Source organism: Taibaiella helva (assembly GCF_003545695.1).
Taxonomy (GTDB): Bacteria; Bacteroidota; Bacteroidia; order Chitinophagales; family Chitinophagaceae; genus Taibaiella; species Taibaiella helva.
The window spans coordinates 59,675-76,954 of sequence record NZ_QUZZ01000004.1; the positions used below are offsets into that span (position 1 = coordinate 59,675).

General features: G+C 49.3%; 15 protein-coding genes. 13 read left to right on the forward strand and 2 right to left on the reverse strand.

Going from position 1 to position 17,280, the window contains the following annotated elements; translation table 11 throughout:
* Positions 1 to 111 precede the first annotated feature (111 nt).
* From DZC79_RS07985 to DZC79_RS08025, 9 genes are all read left to right on the forward strand, one after another.
* Positions 112 to 1,641: a T9SS type A sorting domain-containing protein gene (locus DZC79_RS07985; protein WP_118951041.1), complete on the forward strand. Its 1,530-nt coding sequence runs from the start codon at positions 112 to 114 to the stop codon at positions 1,639 to 1,641.
* A gap of 243 nt (positions 1,642 to 1,884) precedes the next feature.
* On the forward strand, positions 1,885 to 3,387 hold the full coding sequence (locus tag DZC79_RS07990; RefSeq protein ID WP_118951042.1) for a T9SS type A sorting domain-containing protein: 1,503 nt from the start codon (positions 1,885 to 1,887) through the stop codon (positions 3,385 to 3,387).
* 241 nt (positions 3,388 to 3,628) lie between these two features.
* Positions 3,629 to 4,366 carry a T9SS type A sorting domain-containing protein gene (locus DZC79_RS07995; RefSeq protein ID WP_118951043.1) on the forward strand — a complete coding sequence of 246 codons (738 nt, stop codon included), beginning with the start codon at positions 3,629 to 3,631 and terminating at the stop codon, positions 4,364 to 4,366.
* Positions 4,367 to 4,520: 154 nt separating this feature from the next.
* Positions 4,521 to 5,738, forward strand: coding sequence for an ABC transporter permease (locus DZC79_RS08000; RefSeq protein ID WP_198666821.1), 1,218 nt, complete (start codon positions 4,521 to 4,523; stop codon positions 5,736 to 5,738).
* Positions 5,739 to 5,786: 48 nt separating this feature from the next.
* A complete protein-coding gene (locus DZC79_RS08005) occupies positions 5,787 to 6,284 on the forward strand; it encodes a phosphoribosyltransferase family protein (protein ID WP_118951045.1) in 498 nt (165 codons plus the stop codon).
* Positions 6,285 to 6,343: 59 nt separating this feature from the next.
* A complete protein-coding gene (locus tag DZC79_RS08010) occupies positions 6,344 to 6,766 on the forward strand; it encodes a hypothetical protein (protein ID WP_157977004.1) in 423 nt (140 codons plus the stop codon).
* A 91-nt stretch (positions 6,767 to 6,857) separates the two neighbouring features.
* Positions 6,858 to 7,535: a 2-C-methyl-D-erythritol 4-phosphate cytidylyltransferase gene (locus DZC79_RS08015; protein ID WP_232831791.1), complete on the forward strand. Its 678-nt coding sequence runs from the start codon at positions 6,858 to 6,860 to the stop codon at positions 7,533 to 7,535.
* A gap of 81 nt (positions 7,536 to 7,616) precedes the next feature.
* Positions 7,617 to 8,552 carry a LolA-like protein gene (locus tag DZC79_RS08020; protein WP_118951048.1) on the forward strand — a complete coding sequence of 312 codons (936 nt, stop codon included), beginning with the start codon at positions 7,617 to 7,619 and terminating at the stop codon, positions 8,550 to 8,552.
* A gap of 60 nt (positions 8,553 to 8,612) precedes the next feature.
* Positions 8,613 to 9,869, forward strand: a complete 1,257-nt coding sequence (locus tag DZC79_RS08025; protein ID WP_118951049.1) for a competence/damage-inducible protein A — start codon at positions 8,613 to 8,615, stop codon at positions 9,867 to 9,869.
* Here DZC79_RS08025 and radC read toward each other — a convergent pair whose 3' ends face one another.
* A complete protein-coding gene (gene radC / locus DZC79_RS08030) occupies positions 9,870 to 10,574 on the reverse strand; it encodes a RadC family protein (protein WP_118951050.1) in 705 nt (234 codons plus the stop codon).
* Between the two features lie 22 nt (positions 10,575 to 10,596).
* Positions 10,597 to 11,709, reverse strand: a complete 1,113-nt coding sequence (dprA, locus tag DZC79_RS08035) for a DNA-processing protein DprA (protein ID WP_198666822.1) — start codon at positions 11,707 to 11,709, stop codon at positions 10,597 to 10,599.
* A 181-nt stretch (positions 11,710 to 11,890) separates the two neighbouring features.
* Between dprA and DZC79_RS08040 the strand changes: the two genes are divergently transcribed.
* The 4 genes from DZC79_RS08040 (at position 11,891) to DZC79_RS08055 (ending at position 17,275) form a co-directional block, all read left to right on the forward strand.
* Positions 11,891 to 13,972 carry a S9 family peptidase gene (locus tag DZC79_RS08040; protein WP_198666823.1) on the forward strand — a complete coding sequence of 694 codons (2,082 nt, stop codon included), beginning with the start codon at positions 11,891 to 11,893 and terminating at the stop codon, positions 13,970 to 13,972.
* 148 nt (positions 13,973 to 14,120) lie between these two features.
* A complete protein-coding gene (gene amaB, locus DZC79_RS08045; RefSeq protein WP_118951053.1) occupies positions 14,121 to 15,650 on the forward strand; it encodes an L-piperidine-6-carboxylate dehydrogenase in 1,530 nt (509 codons plus the stop codon).
* A 116-nt stretch (positions 15,651 to 15,766) separates the two neighbouring features.
* Positions 15,767 to 16,105, forward strand: a complete 339-nt coding sequence (locus DZC79_RS08050; RefSeq protein WP_118951054.1) for a hypothetical protein — start codon at positions 15,767 to 15,769, stop codon at positions 16,103 to 16,105.
* 96 nt (positions 16,106 to 16,201) lie between these two features.
* Entirely contained in the window at positions 16,202 to 17,275 is a 1,074-nt protein-coding gene (locus tag DZC79_RS08055; protein WP_118951477.1) for a PA0069 family radical SAM protein, read from the forward strand.
* The last annotated feature ends 5 nt before the right edge of the window (positions 17,276 to 17,280 follow it).

Genomic DNA, 17,280 nt, shown 5'->3' on the forward strand with positions numbered 1-17,280 from the left:
TATCTAGAATTTAATCTATTTTTATCTAGAATTTCATCTCTCTTTATCTAGAGATTATTCCAATTTTACCCCAGAATTAAGTTTAAATTACCTTTTTAAAAAAAACAGAACATGAAAAAAACGCTACTTTCATTAGCGCTGGCTGGATTTGCTTTCGGATCGGCACAAGCCCAATTGCCAGTGGGTACCACAGCCCCCGACTTTACATTGACGGATATCAATGGTGTTAGCCGCCACCTTTATGAGTATACCGACCAAGGCTATACGGTTATTATCGATATCTCAGCGGCATGGTGTGGTCCATGCTGGGCGGTGCACAACAGCCATGTATTGAAAGATCTTTACAATCAATATGGTCCTACCGGAACCGTAACACCCGGCAAGATCATGGTGCTTTTTGTGGAAGGTGAATCAACCAATACTACAGCTCAATTGCACGGTACAGGAACTACCCCTCCTGCCGACTATGCCACCGGCACTCAGGGTGACTGGGTAAGCGGAGAGCCTTATCCCTTCATCGATAACTCTACACTCAACTCCACTTATCAGATCGGCGGCTTCCCTACCTTTACTGTGGTGTGCCCCAACAGGCGTGTAGCTTTCTCTACAGCAGGCTACAATGCGCCCATGCTGACAACTGCCTTCTGGACACCCTTCATCGGTCAATGCCCTTCAGCGGTTAGCGGCGTGAACGGCGCTACTGCGCTGGTAAAAACACCTACACTGGCCTGTAACGGCGGCCAAACCAAGCTGACTGCTGAGATCCAGAACATGGGTACTGCTCCGCTGACTACTGCAACCGTGGTTGCTAAAGTAAACGGCAGCGCCGTAGCGACTAAAAACTGGACCGGAAACCTGGCTAAGTACGAATCTGCACTTGTAGAAATCGGTGACTACACCTTCACACAGCCCAGCACCGACGTTTCTTATGAAATCACAGTACCGAGCGATGCACTGGCTTCTGACAATGCCAAAACACAGGCAACCACTACCAAAACTTCAACTTACAAAACCTGGGTATTGACCGTGAAAACCGACAACTACCCCGGCGAAACTTCCTGGAAAGTGAAGAACAGCGCAGGTACTGTAGTGCAGCAGCACACCTACACAGCCGGAACCGGTCAGAACGGCGCAGGCGGCCCTGATGCTATGAAGCTGTTTACCCACAACCTGAGCCTGAATGCCAATGAGTGCTATACTGTAGAGGTTGCCGATGCTTACGGAGACGGCCTCTATGGTGTAAGCTCAGCGGCTGATACCGGATACGTTCTGCTGAAAGATGGCGCTGGTGGCATGATCTACAACTTCGGCGGTGGCTTTGGCGAAGGCGCAGCAACTATTGTTAAGTCAGGAGACCAGGGCGTAGGTATTGAAGAAGTGATCGCTCAGGGCGAGCTGAAAACTTATCCCAACCCCGTTACCGATCAGCTGAACATTGAAATGAACCTGGTTAAGTCGACCAAAGTAAGCTTCACTTTTGTGAACCTGCTGGGTCAGCAAATCGGCGCCCCTGTTGAGAAAGCGCTGAGCAACGGCCAGAATAAAGTAACCTTGAATACGGCTGCCCTCGCTCCGGGTGTATATGTGCTGAACATCATTACAGACAAAGGAAGCATCCAGCAGAAGTTCGTGAAGAAATAAATGTTTTAATCATTTTCGCTTCTTCCAGGAGGCCGTCCCAAAATTCAGGGACGGCCTCTTTTTTTGTCTATACCACGCATACAATATCTCTTATTTTTCAGCTCACTACAATGTGTTATTTAGTTATAAAATAAGAATCTACACATTTATGTAGGCGATATTTCTTTTGATGACAGTAAAAATTTTACCACCTTCAGCATCTGAATTTCATTTTCAAGCATAAATTATTAAAAAAGACAGAGCATGAAAAAAACACTATTTTCATTAGCAGTTGCCGGATTGGCTTGGGGATCGGCACAGGCTAAGGTGGAGGTTGGTACTATTGCACCGGATTTCACCCTTACGGACATCAACGGCGTGAGCCGGCACCTGTACGAATATACCGATCAGGGCTATACCGTCATTATCGACGTATCCGCTACCTGGTGCGGCCCCTGCTGGAATGTGCATAACAGCCATGTATTGAAAGATCTTTACAACCAGTACGGCCCCACCGGAACCGTAACACCCGGTAAGATCATGGTCCTTTTTATTGAAGGGGACAATGCAACTACTTCAGCCGCTCTTCACGGTACGGGATCCAATACTCAGGGCGACTGGGTAACCGGCGAACCGTTCCCGATCATCGACAATGCATCCCAGAACACCAACTACCTGGATGGCGGTTTCCCCACCTTTACGGTGATTTGCCCCAACAGGCGCGTAGCCTTCTTCCAAGCAGGTGCCAGCGCGCCCATGCTGACAACTGCCTTCTGGACACCCTTCATCGGTCAATGCCCTTCAGCGGTTAGCGGCGTGAACGGCGCCACTGCGCTGGTAAAAACACCTGCTATGGTCTGTAACGGCGGCCAAACCAAGCTGACTGCTGAGATCCAGAACATGGGTACTGCTCCGCTGACTGCTGCAACCGTGGTTGCTAAAGTAAACGGCAGCGCCGTAGCGACTAAAAACTGGACCGGAAACCTGGCTAAGTACGAATCTGCACTTGTAGAAATCGGTGATTACACCTTCACACAGCCCAGCACTGACGTCTCTTATGAAATCACAGCACCGAGCGATGCACTGGTTTCTGACAATGCCAAAACACAGGCAACCACTACCAAAACTTCAACTTACAAAACCTGGGTATTGACCGTGAAAACCGACAACTACCCCGGCGAAACTTCCTGGAAAGTGAAGAACAGCGCAGGTACTGTAGTGCAGCAGCACACCTATACAGCCGGAACCGGTCAGAACGGCAAAGGCGGCCCTGATGCTATGAAGCTGTTTACCCACAACCTGAGCCTGAATGCTAACGAGTGCTATACTGTAGAAGTTGCCGATGCTTACGGAGACGGCCTCAATGGTGTAAGCGCAGCGGCTGACACCGGATATATCCAGCTGAAAGATGGCGTCGGCCTGCTCTACAACTTCGGCGGTGGTTTTGGCAAAGGCAAAGCAGCTATTGTTAAGTCAGGAGACCAGGGCGTAGGTATTGAAGAAGTGATCGTTCAGGGCGAGCTGAAAACTTATCCCAACCCCGTTACCGATCAGCTGAACATTGAAATGAACCTGGTTAAGTCGACCAAAGTAAGCTTCACTTTTGTGAACCTGCTGGGTCAGCAAATCGGCGCCCCTGTTGAGAAAGCGCTAGGCAATGGCCAGAATAAAGTAACCTTGAATACGGCTGCCCTCGCTCCGGGTGTATATGTGCTGAGCATCGCTACAAATAAAGGAAGCATCCAGCAAAAGTTCGTTAAGAAATAAGGAGGTTTCCGGTCCGTCTTTCTTCTAGCAAAGGGCTGCCTCCGGCAGCCCTTTGCCGTTTGACAACATGGCCACTAGCAGGTCTGCAGAGAGATAAAAATAACCGTACGCCCCGTTAGATTTTATTTGTTAAAATTGCAGAAAACGATCATCTTTCCAGGTAAAAACCTATCTTTACATGATCTATACATATTGATAGGCACTTAACTTTTAAGTCATTTTCTTTTAAAATCAGAAACAAATGGTACGTAAATTTTTATTCTTAGGCCTGTGCATGTCATTTGCCATGACAAAGGCTACAGCTCAGGATTTTACCCTCAAGGCCGATACAATCAGAATTGACAATTTTGCCGGAACAGCCGGAACCGATTGCGATGTGAATGCCCAGTTGATGGAGAATTATATTTTGAACAAGACCAACGCTCCGCTTACCGTAAACTGGGTATTGTTGTCAAAGAATATCCCTTTGGATTGGAAACTTTGCGGCGTTTGTGACAACGTATTGTGTCGTGACGAAAACAGCCCTGCGCTTACAGCTTTCCAGGAACAAAATACGAATCCCATTAACGTAGGCGATAGCTCCCTGATGGAAGCCCGCATCATGGTTCCTGCCGCCAGCACCGGAACCCTGGGTGTGGTTAGAGTAAAAATAATGACGGCCAGCACTACCGATACTGCTACATTTATCATTACCAAAGCCACTACCAGCGTCGCTTCTATTTCTTTAAACGATAAGCGGGTAACCATCTATCCCAATCCTGCCAATAACGACCTCACTATCTTTACAGATAAAGAGCTGAATGCTTCCCGTATCGAAATCCTTAATATCACCGGTGCGCAACAGCTGGCTCAGCCGGTTGCTAAAGGAGCAGAAAAAACACAGATCAGCCTGGGCTCGCTCGCTGCTGGTATGTACCTGGTAAAAGTGACCGATGCTAATGGCGCAGTAGTGACCACCCGGAAATTCAGCAAGAAATAATAAAAGGAAAGACAAGTAAGTAAAAGCGCCGGAAACCCCGGTGCTTTTTTTATATTTTTGCCGGATGGTTTTTAAACCCTAATATTGAACTTTAGTTTTGCTTCCGGGCCTCCCTATGCGCCAGTTTATCAGAATATCCGTTACCAGTTTCAAAATGGCCCTTCAGGAGCTGAAGGTGAATAAGCTGCGGACCTTTCTGTCCCTCCTGGGCGTAACCATTGGTATTTTCTGTATCGTAGCCGTATCGACGGTGCTGGACAGCCTGGAAAAGAATATCCGCAGCAGTGTGGCCAGCCTGGGCAATGATGTTATTTATATCAGCAAATGGCCCTGGACCGACGAAGGCGGTGAATACAAATGGTGGGAATACTGGCGCCGTCCCGTACTGCGATACAGGGACCTGAGGGCTGTGGAGCAGCAGGCGCAAACGGTACGGTATGCTACGTTGAGCTATTCGGAAGGCAATATCACCGCCAAGCAGAACCAATATGAGCTGACCGGCATTACCGGCTACGCCGTAACCGATCATTTTGAAAAAATGCAAAACTTTGAAATAGCGGAAGGACGCTATTTCAACAGTACCGAATTATCCGGTGGTAACAACAGGGTTGTGCTGGGCTATGATGTGACCCGCTCCCTTTTCCCCGGCATTGCCAATCCCACGGGCAAGTCCGTCACCTTCCTCGGGCGGAAATTCACGGTTATCGGAACCCTGAAGAAGCTGGGCGATAACGTAGCTGGCTTCAACTTCGACCGGGGGCTTATTTTCCCTTTTTTTGCAGCTGCCGCAGTGAAAGACGTTACCGATCTCGACGCGGACATTACAATGATGGTCAAGGCGAAAAGCGGGATGACCAGTGATGAGATCAGCTATGAAACAGAAGGTATCTTAAGAGCAAACCGTAAAATACAACCCGGAGCCAAGAACAACTTTTCCATCAATAAGCTCAGCCAGATCACCGCGCAGCTGGACCAGATGTTTGCCATGATCGATATCGTAGGTATCATTGTCGCTTTCTTTTCGCTGCTCGTCGGTGGTTTTGGTATTGCCAATATCATGTTTGTATCGGTAAAAGAACGGACCAAGATCATAGGTCTGAAAAAAGCCATCGGCGCCCGGCGGCCGGCCATCCTTACCGAATTCCTGATCGAGGCGATCACACTTTGTCTTATAGGTGGTCTCATCGGTATCCTGATCGTTTTGTTGCTTTCCCTGGTATTGACCTATGGCATGAACTTTCCGGTCTCCTTATCTTTTAAGAATATTATTACCGGCATTTCTATTTCTTCGTTTGTGGGCGTGTTGGCAGGCTATATCCCTGCCCGGGCTGCATCGAGGCTTGATCCGGTGGTTGCCATTCGCTCGGCATAGGCGAGGTCTTTTCATCATATCATTATCATCCATTACAATAAGAACGGCATGAATCAAATCGCGATCCTGACGGCTGCACAGATAGCGCAAAAATTAAGGCGCATGGCCTTTGAGATATGGGAACAGAACAGTGAAGAAGAAGAGATATTTATGATTGGCATCCGGGAGGTCGGCGCTGCTGTTGCCACCAAGATTGCCGAGATATTGCAGGAGATCAGCCCGCTCAAAATACAACTGTCCAGCCTTGAGATCAACAAAAAAAATCCCCTTGAAAAGGAGCCGGTGCTCACTGCTGGTGCTTTGAACGGCAAATCCGTTATCCTGGTCGATGATGTTGCGAACTCAGGCAAGACGCTGCTTTATGCATTGAAGCCCCTGCTGGCCTTTGAACCTAAAAAGATCCAGGTCGCTGTGCTTGTCGACCGGAAACATAAGAATTTCCCGGTAACACCGGACATTATCGGCCATTCTGTAGCCACCACACTGCAGGAGCATATTATTGTTAATTATGAAGGTGGTAAATTAACAGGGGCGCACCTCGAATAGCCCTGCAGCTATTAAACTATTTTCAACAAGGGTTGTCAAAAGAAACAAATCAGAACAATATGAAAAAGATACTTTTCGTGGCTGGTATTACTTTGACCGGCCTTTCCGTAGCCTTTGCACAGGAAATGAAACAGGATCAGAAGGTTGCAGTAACCAGGCAAAGCAGGAACGTTGACGGCGTAGTCCGGAAATCGCCGGAGCGCATAGCGCAGCACCGTGTGGAAAGGCTGGATAAGGAATTGACCTTATCTGCCGACCAGAAACAGAAGCTGAATGAATTATTTGTAAAGGACGCACAGGCGAATAACGGCAGAGCGATTCAGCGGAAAGAAACCGAGAACCAGGTAAAAGCGATCCTGACTCCCGATCAGGTTCAGAAATATGAAGCTGCCAAGGCCGAAAGAAAGCAGATAATGATGCAGCGCCGGCAGCAAACCGACCTTCAGCAGAAAGCAGCGCCCGGAGCGGTCCAAAAGCAGTAATACGAAAGATTATTTATGTCGGGCGCCGGAGGATTTCCGGCGCTTGTCTTTGGTTGTTATCTTTGCGCCCTTAGCATCCACAATGGAATCATTGAGAAATTTACCGACTACACTTGTGCTTGTTGCCGGCGGCAAAGGCCTCCGTATGGGTTCTGCCATACCCAAGCAATTTTTACCCTTATGCGGCAAACCAATTCTGTATTACGCTGCAAAAACCTTTCTGGATACCTTTCCCGGTATTAAGATTGTGTTGGTGCTTCCGGAAGAACACATCAGCTACAGCAATATCCTGCTACAGGCCTTCGCGGAAAGAATAGACCTGACGATTGTGAAAGGAGGACCGACCCGTTTTCACAGTGTGAAGAACGGCCTGGCTGAAGCGCTTCCCGGCAGCATCGTATTTATTCACGATGCCGTTCGTCCGCTGATCGACCGTGACCTGCTGATACGCTGCTATGATCTGGCCGCTGAAAAAGGCAATGCCATACCTGCCATACCGGTTACAGACAGCATACGGCAGTGGAAAGAAGCCGCCTTTGAAGCGGTAGACAGGGACATGCTAAGAATTATCCAAACACCGCAAACCTTCAGGGCAGACCTGATCCTGCGCGCATTTGAGCAGGAATACCAGGACGCATTTACAGACGAAGCCACGGTGCTGGAACACATGAAGCTCCCCGTATTCCTGACGGAAGGACTGAAGAAGAACATTAAGATCACCACTACCGAAGACCTGCAGATCGCAGAAGTACTGATGCAGGCAACATAAACCGCTTGCCTTTGTTACCTGTATATACCCTGAAAACAACTCACCTTGAGTATGCCTTCCCTATTTCGCCGCCGGCCCTATATGATTTCATACCGTTTGATCCTGCTCCTGTTTGTATGGAGCTGGAACAGCGGACCGGCAGCCGCGCAGGTGCTGGATACCAATTCTTACTTTGCGCCGATCCTTATAGACGAAGTCATCATTAAATCGTCTGATAAAGGTTTCGACATAAAAGACTTCATCGAACGGATCAAGAACGACACTACCTTTTACAAAGCATTTCGCAGCATGCACCTGGTCACCTACAATGCAGAAAATGACATCAGGATTTTTGAAAAAAAAGGGAATAAGGTGAAAGCGTCCCTTACCAGCGAAACCAAGCAAATCGCGAGAAACGGATGCCGCACCATGAATGTGCTGGAAGAAAAAGTAACCGGTGATTTTTATAACCGGAAGAAGGAATACAACTATTATACAGCCGAACTGTATGCTTCGCTGTTCTTTACCAAAGGCAAAATCTGCGGCGAAGACAACATTGTCAAAGGGCAGCTGGAAAAATCAGTGAATGGCAAAGGCAGTCTGGAAAAAAACAAAGCCAGGTTGAAGCAGCTCATGTTCAATCCCGGTAGCCGGATACAAGGCATACCCTTTATGGGCAACAAATCAGCCATTTTTGATGCCGATATAGCGAGGATGTACAACTTCCGTTTAGCTGTGGAAGACAAGAACGGCGTTCCCTGCTACCTGTTTGAGGCCACACCAAAAAAAGAATACACCAGCGAAGTGGTGTACAAACAATTCAGAACCTGGTTCCGCCAGTCGGATTATTCCATTGTTTCCAGGGATTACGCTTTGTCCTACAGCACCCTGGCCTATGACTTTGATGTTACGATCCACGTGGATCTGCAGCAGAAAGGCGATCTGCTGCTGCCTGTATATATCAGCTACAGGGGCAACTGGTACGCCTTCACCAAGGGAAGGGAAAAAGTGAGCTTTACCGCAAAATTCGACTATTGATTTTATACATCGGCAGATTCGCCGGGCAGCCGCTATATTTGCTGAAAAATAGCACACCCCTTGTCTCATCAATCCATTATAATAACCATCGGCGACGAGCTGCTGATCGGACAGACCATAGATACCAACTCCGCGTGGATCGCACAGCAGCTGAATCATATCGGCATCAACGTAAAGCGACGCATAGCAGTAGCCGACGAACGTTCGGCAATCGTCACGGCCCTTGATGAATCCATTCCCCAGGCCGCTTTGATCCTGCTTACCGGGGGCCTCGGTCCTACTGCTGATGATATTACCAAACCTTTGCTCAGTGAATATTTCGACAGCAGGCTCGTCGTCAATGAAACGGTATTGCAGCATGTAAAGCAAATCTTCACCAAACGCAACCGGCCCTTCCTGGAGCGCAACCTGAAGCAGGCGGAAGTGCCTGAAAGCTGCAAGGTACTGTTTAACCGCCTGGGTACAGCCCCCGGCATGTGGTTCGAAAAGGACGGCTGCATAATTATTTCCCTGCCCGGCGTCCCCTTCGAGATGCAGACGATTATGACCGAAGAGGCCCTCCCAAGGTTAAAAGAGCGATTGGCAGGCAACCATATCATACACAAAACATTAATCGTTGCAGGCGTAGGAGAAAGCTTTATAGCAGACAAGATCGAGGACATTGAAACAGCCTTGCCGCCACATATCCACCTGGCCTACCTGCCTACTCCCGGCTATGTAAAGCTACGGCTGACTACAGAAGGGGAAGATAAAGCCGCATTGCAAGCCGAAGTAGATATTCGCGCCGAACTGATCAGCCAGCGCCTGGGCAATATCGTGGCCGCAGCAGAAGACCTGCTTCCCGAAGAGATCCTGGCACGGCTAATGGAAGAGCACAGGTTGAGCTTAAGCCTCGCCGAAAGCTGTACAGGAGGCTATCTGGCCAATCGCATTACCAATATACCAGGAAGCTCCTCCTTTTTTAAGGGCTCGATAGTAAGCTACGACAACGAAGTAAAAGAAACACTGCTCAAAGTACCCAAAGCAATCCTTGAGACAGTCGGTGCAGTAAGCGAAGAGACCGTAACCCAAATGGCCGAAGAAGTCCGCAGCATCATGCGCACCGATATTGCACTCTCCATATCGGGCATATTAGGGCCGGGAGGAGGGTCAGCAGAGAAACCGGTGGGAACAGTATGGATGGCCATTGCTGGCAAGCGGCGAACTGTAAGCCGCAAATGTCACTTCTTTTATGACAGGCTGCGTAATAAAGAACAGGCGACCAACACTGCCCTGGATATGATACGGCTGTTTATACAGGAAGAGCTGGGCTTATGACTACAGCAGCCCTTCGTCGGCAAAGCTGAAGTATTTTTTATCGGCGATAATGAGGTGATCCATCAGATAAAGATCCAGCAAACGGGCACCCTGCCTTATTTTTTCGGTAATATTCTTATCCGAAATACTGGGTTTGAGATTGCCTGAAGGGTGATTGTGTGCGAGGATCAATTTAGTTGCGAGATGCTGCAGTGCTATTTTGTAGATCAGCTTGGTATCGACAATAGTGCTGGTAAGCCCGCCGGAGCTGATCACCTCGTAATGTAGTAATTTATTGCTGGCGCTGAGGCAAATGAGGCAAAAGCGTTCATGATGAAGATCGCCCAGCAGGGGAACAAGAATCTCCGCCGCAGTTCTGCTGTTACTTACCTCCTTAAGCTCTACCCCTTCGGCAATTTGTCTTCTGCGGCCCAGTTCAAGAGCCGCTGCCAGGGTGATGGCACGCGCTTCCCCGATACCTTTGATCTGCTGAAAATCGGATATATGCAGTTTTCCCAGCCTTGAAAGGTTATCATTGCCTAACAGCAGCATATCCCGCGCCAGGTCAAGCGCCGACTTTTCTTTATTGCCGCTCTGGATCAGGATGGCGATAAGCTCTGAATCCGTTAGCGCCTCATTACCCTTGGTTTTCATTTTTTCTCTGGGACGGTCGTCTTCAGCCCAATACTTGATACGGTTAGGCTTTGCCGGATCGGTACGCTTCATAAGCAGTATTCATTATTCAGGTTCAGGGCAATCGGTATCGCTTACCGGGTAATGTTCTTACTACGTTATTCAGCTCCAGAGCCAGGAGCATATGATTTAATACAGATGTTGTCATGCCGGTCTTAAGGCTTAGCTCATCAACGTGCATACCTTCCGAAGATTCAAGCGCATGAATGAGTACGCGCTCCTCATCGCTTAAATGCGCAAACAGGCGCTGCTGTATTGCCGGCTTGGATACCTGCTGGTCCCAGTTCATCATTTCGATCAGCTCTTCCGGGCCGGTAATCAATTGAGCGATATTCGTCTTCAGCAGGTAGTTACAGCCATCGGATTTTCTGTCGATAGTCCTTCCGGGGAAAGCCGCTACTTCACGGTTGTAGCTTGAAGCCAGCTTTGCAGTGATCATGGCGCCACCCTTTCGCTCTGTTTCGATGACTACAGTGACATCGCACATACCGGCCACGATACGATTGCGCATCGGGAAATGAAAACGGTCAGGCCCGGTACCGGATGAGTATTCTGTAAGCAATCCGCCGTTCAGGATCATTTCCCTTGCAACATGTCTATGCTGTGCGGGATAGATCGTATCCATGCCATGAGCGAGCACACCGAGGGTTGGAATACCTAGTTGCAAAGCTTTACGATGGGCGATTACATCGATACCGTAAGCCAGTCCGCTCACGATAGCGACATTCTGTCCCTGGAGCCCTTCCAGCAAAGCATGGGTAAGCTGCACACCATAGTCTGTATTTTTACGGGTACCGATAACGGCGACCAGCCGCACGTTATTCAATGGTACATTCCCTTTATAATACAAAAGCACCGGAGCATCGGGGCAGGCCTTTAAGTGCCGTGGGTATTGCTCGTCGGTAATCAATAACGGCTTAATATCATATTTATCAATAAATGCCAGCTCCTTTCGGATAGCCTTTTCATCTACGGCCTTTCTAAGCGCTTCGATTTTTTTGTGATTGAGGCCGTCGAGGGTAGCTATGCGTCTGGAAGATGCATTAAATATGTTTTTAGCGGTTTCAAAATGGCTTAGGAGGTGCCGGGCGGTTCTATCGCCTATACGCTCTGCCCGGGTTAAGGCGATGTCGTAGAAGTGTTTCTCTTCTTTTGCGGTTATTCTCATCTCCAAAGCTACAAAATTCATATTTTATTATCAAATTTACTTTCTGCGCTTCATCCCCCATAAATTCCCCCTCTGTTATTAGAAGACATCCTTTTATTTTTGACGAATGAACAAAAGTCTACTTTTACTCTTATTGTCGGCCATCAGCTTCACAAGTGTTGCCCAGCAAAAACAGTTTACTATGCAGGAAGCTGTCCTGGGCTTAAAATCAACCCTTGCACCTAAGAACCTGAAGCAGCTCAATTGGATCCCCGGGGAAAGTGCCTACGTATACCTGGCCGGACAAGCGCTCGATGGTGCGCTGGTCAAAGTCAATGTACCTGCCATGAAATCGGATACCATCTTCAGGGTGACTGATATAAACAAGCAAATTGCTTCCGCACCTGCGCTGCAGGAGCTTCCTGAAATACAATGGCAGGAAAAGGATAAATGTTATTTTGCATCCGGCAATAAATATTACCGGGGACAGTTGCTGAACGGCACGTGGCAGTTCAATGCCTGGAAAACATTACCAGACAGCGCTAATAACATAAAGCCGGATTACCAGGCCAGACAGATGGCCTATACGATGGGCAATAACCTCTACCTGAACGACAATCATGGCAACACGCTCCAGGTAACTGCAGACGCGGATCCAAATATAATCAGCGGGCAGGCCGTACACCGGAATGAGTTTGGTATTGAAGGAGGCATCTTCTTTTCACCCAAAGGAAACCTGCTCGCCTTTTACCACATGGATCAGCGTATGGTCAATGATTATCCTATCATCGATTGGAGCGCCTCACCCGCCAGGAATACAAATATCAAATATCCCATGGCCGGCAACCGGTCACACGAAGTTACCCTGGGCATTTACAATCCGATAACGCGTCAGACAGTTTATGTAAAAACAGGAACGCCCAAAGACCAGTACCTGACAGGAATTACCTGGAGCCCCGACGAGCGCTTTATCTACATTACCATATTGAACAGGGCGCAAAACCATCTCTGGCTCAATCAATACAACGCCATCACCGGCGACTTCGTTAAAACGCTGCTGGAAGAAACAGACCAAAAGTATGTCGAACCTCAGCACCCGCTTACCTTTTTGCCCGGCAGCAATACCGAGTTCATCTGGTGGAGCCAGCGCGACGGGTACATGCACCTCTACCGTTACAATACTGAAGGCAAATTATTAAACCAGGTTACACAAGGAGCCTGGCTTGTCAATGCTATTGCCGGCGTCAATGCCAGAAGCAAAGAGCTTATCCTTACTGCGACCAAGGAATCGCCCTTGGAAAAGCATATCTATGCCGCAAACTGGACATCAGGAAAAATAACCCGCCTGGATGAAGCACCGGGATTCCATCTTGTCGATGTAAGCTCGGAAGGTGATTACATAATCGATCGCTATCAAAGCAAAGATATTCCCCGCAACATTGATGTAAGCGCAACAACCAAAAAGTGGAGAAAGAACATCCTGACAGCAGCCGACCCGCTGGCTGCCTACGAGCGCCCCAAGGTGGAATCGGTTACCCTGAAAGCCGATGATGGCACACCTTTATACGGCAAGCTGATCTACCCCACCCATTTCGACCCCACCCGCAAATACCCGGTGATCGTATATCTCTACAATGGACCGCATGTACAGCTGGTTACCAACAATTTCCCTGCCAGCGGCAATCTCTGGTACGAATACATGGCCCAGCAGGGCTATATCATATTTACCATGGACGGCCGTGGAAGCGCCAATCGCGGGCTGCAGTTCGAACAGGCAACTTTCCGTCGCCTGGGCACCGTAGAGATGGACGATCAGCTCAAGGGTGTAGACTATCTTAAATCCCTGTCTTTTGTCGATGCCGGCCGCATGGGTGTGCATGGATGGAGCTTTGGCGGCTTCATGACAACTTCCCTTATGCTGCGGCATCCCGATGTGTTCAAATGTGCCGTAGCCGGTGGCCCGGTAATTGATTGGAGCATGTACGAGATCATGTATACCGAGCGCTACATGGATACGCCCCAGGAAAACCCCAAAGGATACGAGGACAACAACCTGCTGACGAAAACGCAGAACCTGAAAGGCAAATTGCTGATGATCCATGGCGCACAGGACAATGTTGTTGTATGGCAGCATTCCATGCGCTTCCTCAAAGCCTGCGTCGATAACGGCGTACAGCTCGATTACTTTGTCTATCCGGGCCACGAGCACAATGTCCTCGGTAAAGACAGGGTGCACCTGATGCAGAAGATCACAGACTACTTCGACAATTTCCTTAAAAAATAAAAGAGGGGCTGCCTGGACGGGCGGCCCCTCTTTTTAACCAGCCCGGCTATTCTCAAAGCATAAGCAGCTTGCAGGAGGCCGAAAAGATCATATATCCTGCCAATATGCTTACCTTTGCCCGGCAATTTGAAAAAATACAAACAATCATATGAATACTAAAAAGATTCTGTCTGACTTAGGTATTGAAAAAATGAACGCCGGCGCTTCTACCGGCACCAAATGGCTGAAAGGCGGCGGCACGCAGCTTGATTCCTATTCGCCCGTAGACGGCAAGCTGATCGCTTCTACCGATGAGGCTACCGAAAAGACCTTTCAGAAAGTAATGGACAAGGCCGAAGCCGCGTTTAAAGAATGGCGCAGCTGGCCCGCACCGAAAAGAGGTGAAGTTGTTCGCCAGATAGGCGAAGAGCTCCGCAAAAAGAAGAACGCACTGGGCGCGCTCGTATCTTATGAAATGGGTAAAAGCCTCCAGGAAGGCCTCGGAGAGGTTCAGGAGATGATCGATATCTGCGACTTCGCCGTAGGCCTGTCCCGCCAGCTGTATGGCCTTACCATGCACAGCGAACGTCCCCAGCATCGCATGTATGAGCAGTGGCATCCCCTGGGTATTGTAGGCATTATCAGCGCATTTAACTTCCCTGTAGCAGTATGGAGCTGGAACGCTGCCATTGCCTGGGTATGCGGCGATGTCTGCATCTGGAAGCCCAGCTCGAAAACACCGCTTTGCGCTATTGCCTGCCAGAATATCATCGCCGATGTATTAAAACGCAATAACGTACCGGAAGGCGTAAGCTGCCTGGTGATCGGCAATGCCTCCGGCGATCTCATCAATAACGACAAACGCATCCCCCTGGTGTCCTTCACCGGCTCCACCCGCATCGGGCGCCACGTATCACAAGTGGTTGCCGGCCGTTTCGGCAAGTCTATCCTGGAGCTGGGCGGCAACAACGCCGTTATCGTTTCCGAACATGCCAACCTGAACATGGTGCTGATGGGCACCGTATTCGGCGCAGTAGGCACAGCCGGTCAACGCTGTACTTCTACCCGCCGCCTGATCGTGCACGAAAGCGTTTATGACAAGACCATCAGCGTGCTGAAAAAAGCTTACGGACAGCTGAAAATCGGCAACCCGCTCGATGCAGCCAACCACGTAGGTCCCCTGATCGACAAGAAAGCTACTGAGGATTACCTGAAAGCCATCGAAAAGGCGAAGCAGGAAGGCGGTAAGGTAGTAGTTCCCGGCGGCGTATTGACCGGCAAAGGATACGAAAGCGGCTGCTATGTAAAGCCTTGCATTATAGAAGCTAAAAATGAATACGAGATCGTACAGGAAGAAACCTTTGCACCTATCCTTTATGTGCTTAAATACAGCACCATTGAGGAAGCCATCGAAATGCAGAATGGTGTGCCCCAGGGTCTCTCCTCTTCTATCTTCACCGGCAACCTGCGCGAGGCCGAACTGTTCCTGTCGGCATCCGGCAGCGATTGCGGCATCGCCAATGTCAACATAGGCACCTCCGGAGCAGAGATCGGCGGCGCCTTCGGTGGCGAAAAAGAAACCGGCGGCGGCCGAGAAAGCGGTTCAGATGCCTGGAAAGCTTATATGCGTCGCCAGACCAATACTATCAACTACGGCACACAGCTGCCCTTGGCACAGGGTATCAAATTTGATGTATAACACTACCCGACCGGGTCAGCATTCGCTACGCTCCGGCAAGGGAATATATAAAAAGACACAAGGCGTTCTGCCCTGTGTCTTTTTATATAGTATTTTCGCGGCTTAATGTACAGCGCATGAGGAAATATGCATTATGGACAGGCCTGATCTCTCTCCTGGTCTCAGCAGGCTGCAAACCCAGCCGGGAAGACTATCGCAGGGATTTTGTAAAAGGCTGCGTGAACCGTTATGCCAAAGATTCAACAGTAGCCAGCACAGAAGGGCGCAAGCTCGTGGAAAGCTACTGCAATTGCATGGGCGATAAGCTCAATGCAAAGATGGATGCTGACCAATGGCGAACATTCAACAAAAGTGGCGATACGACCTTATCTGAATTCAGGAACGACCTTCAGCCCTGTATTGAAGATTTTCAGAAAAAATTATTGACGCTGCCACCACGCTCCGCCGAAAATTGACGCAGCGGATTTCGTAACTTTAAAACCTTCGGAGCAGGACCGGAGGTTTTTTTATTTTCCTCACAGCATAAGCTAGCAAAAGAAGGAGTGTGCAGCATGATCGTCCAACACAGCCATAACGAATTTACCAAAGGAAGAGGCGCCCAGTTCAATCCCAAAAACCGCTTTCTGAAAGGCGAATATGTACAGGAACATAGCGAAGGTATCGACGATTGGGAGCAGGAAGAACGCAAAACAGAATACATACTCGACGAAAGCAAGACCATCGTCAACGAAGTAAAAAGCCCCGATGTGGGCATGTCCTTTTCGCTGAATCCCTACCAGGGCTGTGAGCATGGCTGTATTTATTGCTATGCCCGGAACACGCATGAATACTGGGGTTACAGCGCCGGTCTTGACTTTGAAAGCCGCATAGTCGTCAAGCACAATGCACCAAAGCTGCTGCGCAAATTTTTCGAGAACAGGAACTGGCAGCCGGCCCCGGTCTCCTTATCAGGCAATACCGATTGCTACCAGCCCATCGAGCGCAAAATGAAGCTGACCCGGCAATTGCTGGAAATCTGCCTCGAATTCCGCAACCCGGTGGGCATCATTACCAAAAATGCGTTGGTCCTTCGCGACCTGGATCTGTTGCAGGAGCTGGCCATCCGGAATCTGGTCTGCGTTTATGTATCCGTTACCTCGGTGGACGAAAAGCTGCGCTCCCTGCTGGAGCCCCGCACCGCTACCTACAAAGGCCGCCTGAACGTGGTGCAAACCCTGAGCCGGAAGGGCATACCCACAGGCATCATGAATGCCCCGCTCATCCCCGGCCTCAACGACATGCACATGCACGATACCCTGAAAGCCGCCTCAGAAGCCGGCGCGCTATGGGCAGGCTATACTATTGTAAGGCTGAACGGCGCTATAGGTGATATTTTCAAAGACTGGCTGTACAAGACCTTTCCCGACCGTGCCGATAAAGTATGGGGACAGATCGAGGCCTGCCATGGCGGACAGGTCAACGACAGCCGTTTCAGCACCCGCATGCGCGGAGAAGGAAAATTTGCCGAGATGATCCGGCAGCAATTCAAGCTTTACTGTCGTAAGTTTCACCTCAACGAGACCTTTTTTGAATACGATCTTACGGCCTTCAGGCGTATCAAAGGCAACCAGCTGGAACTCTTTTAACCCCT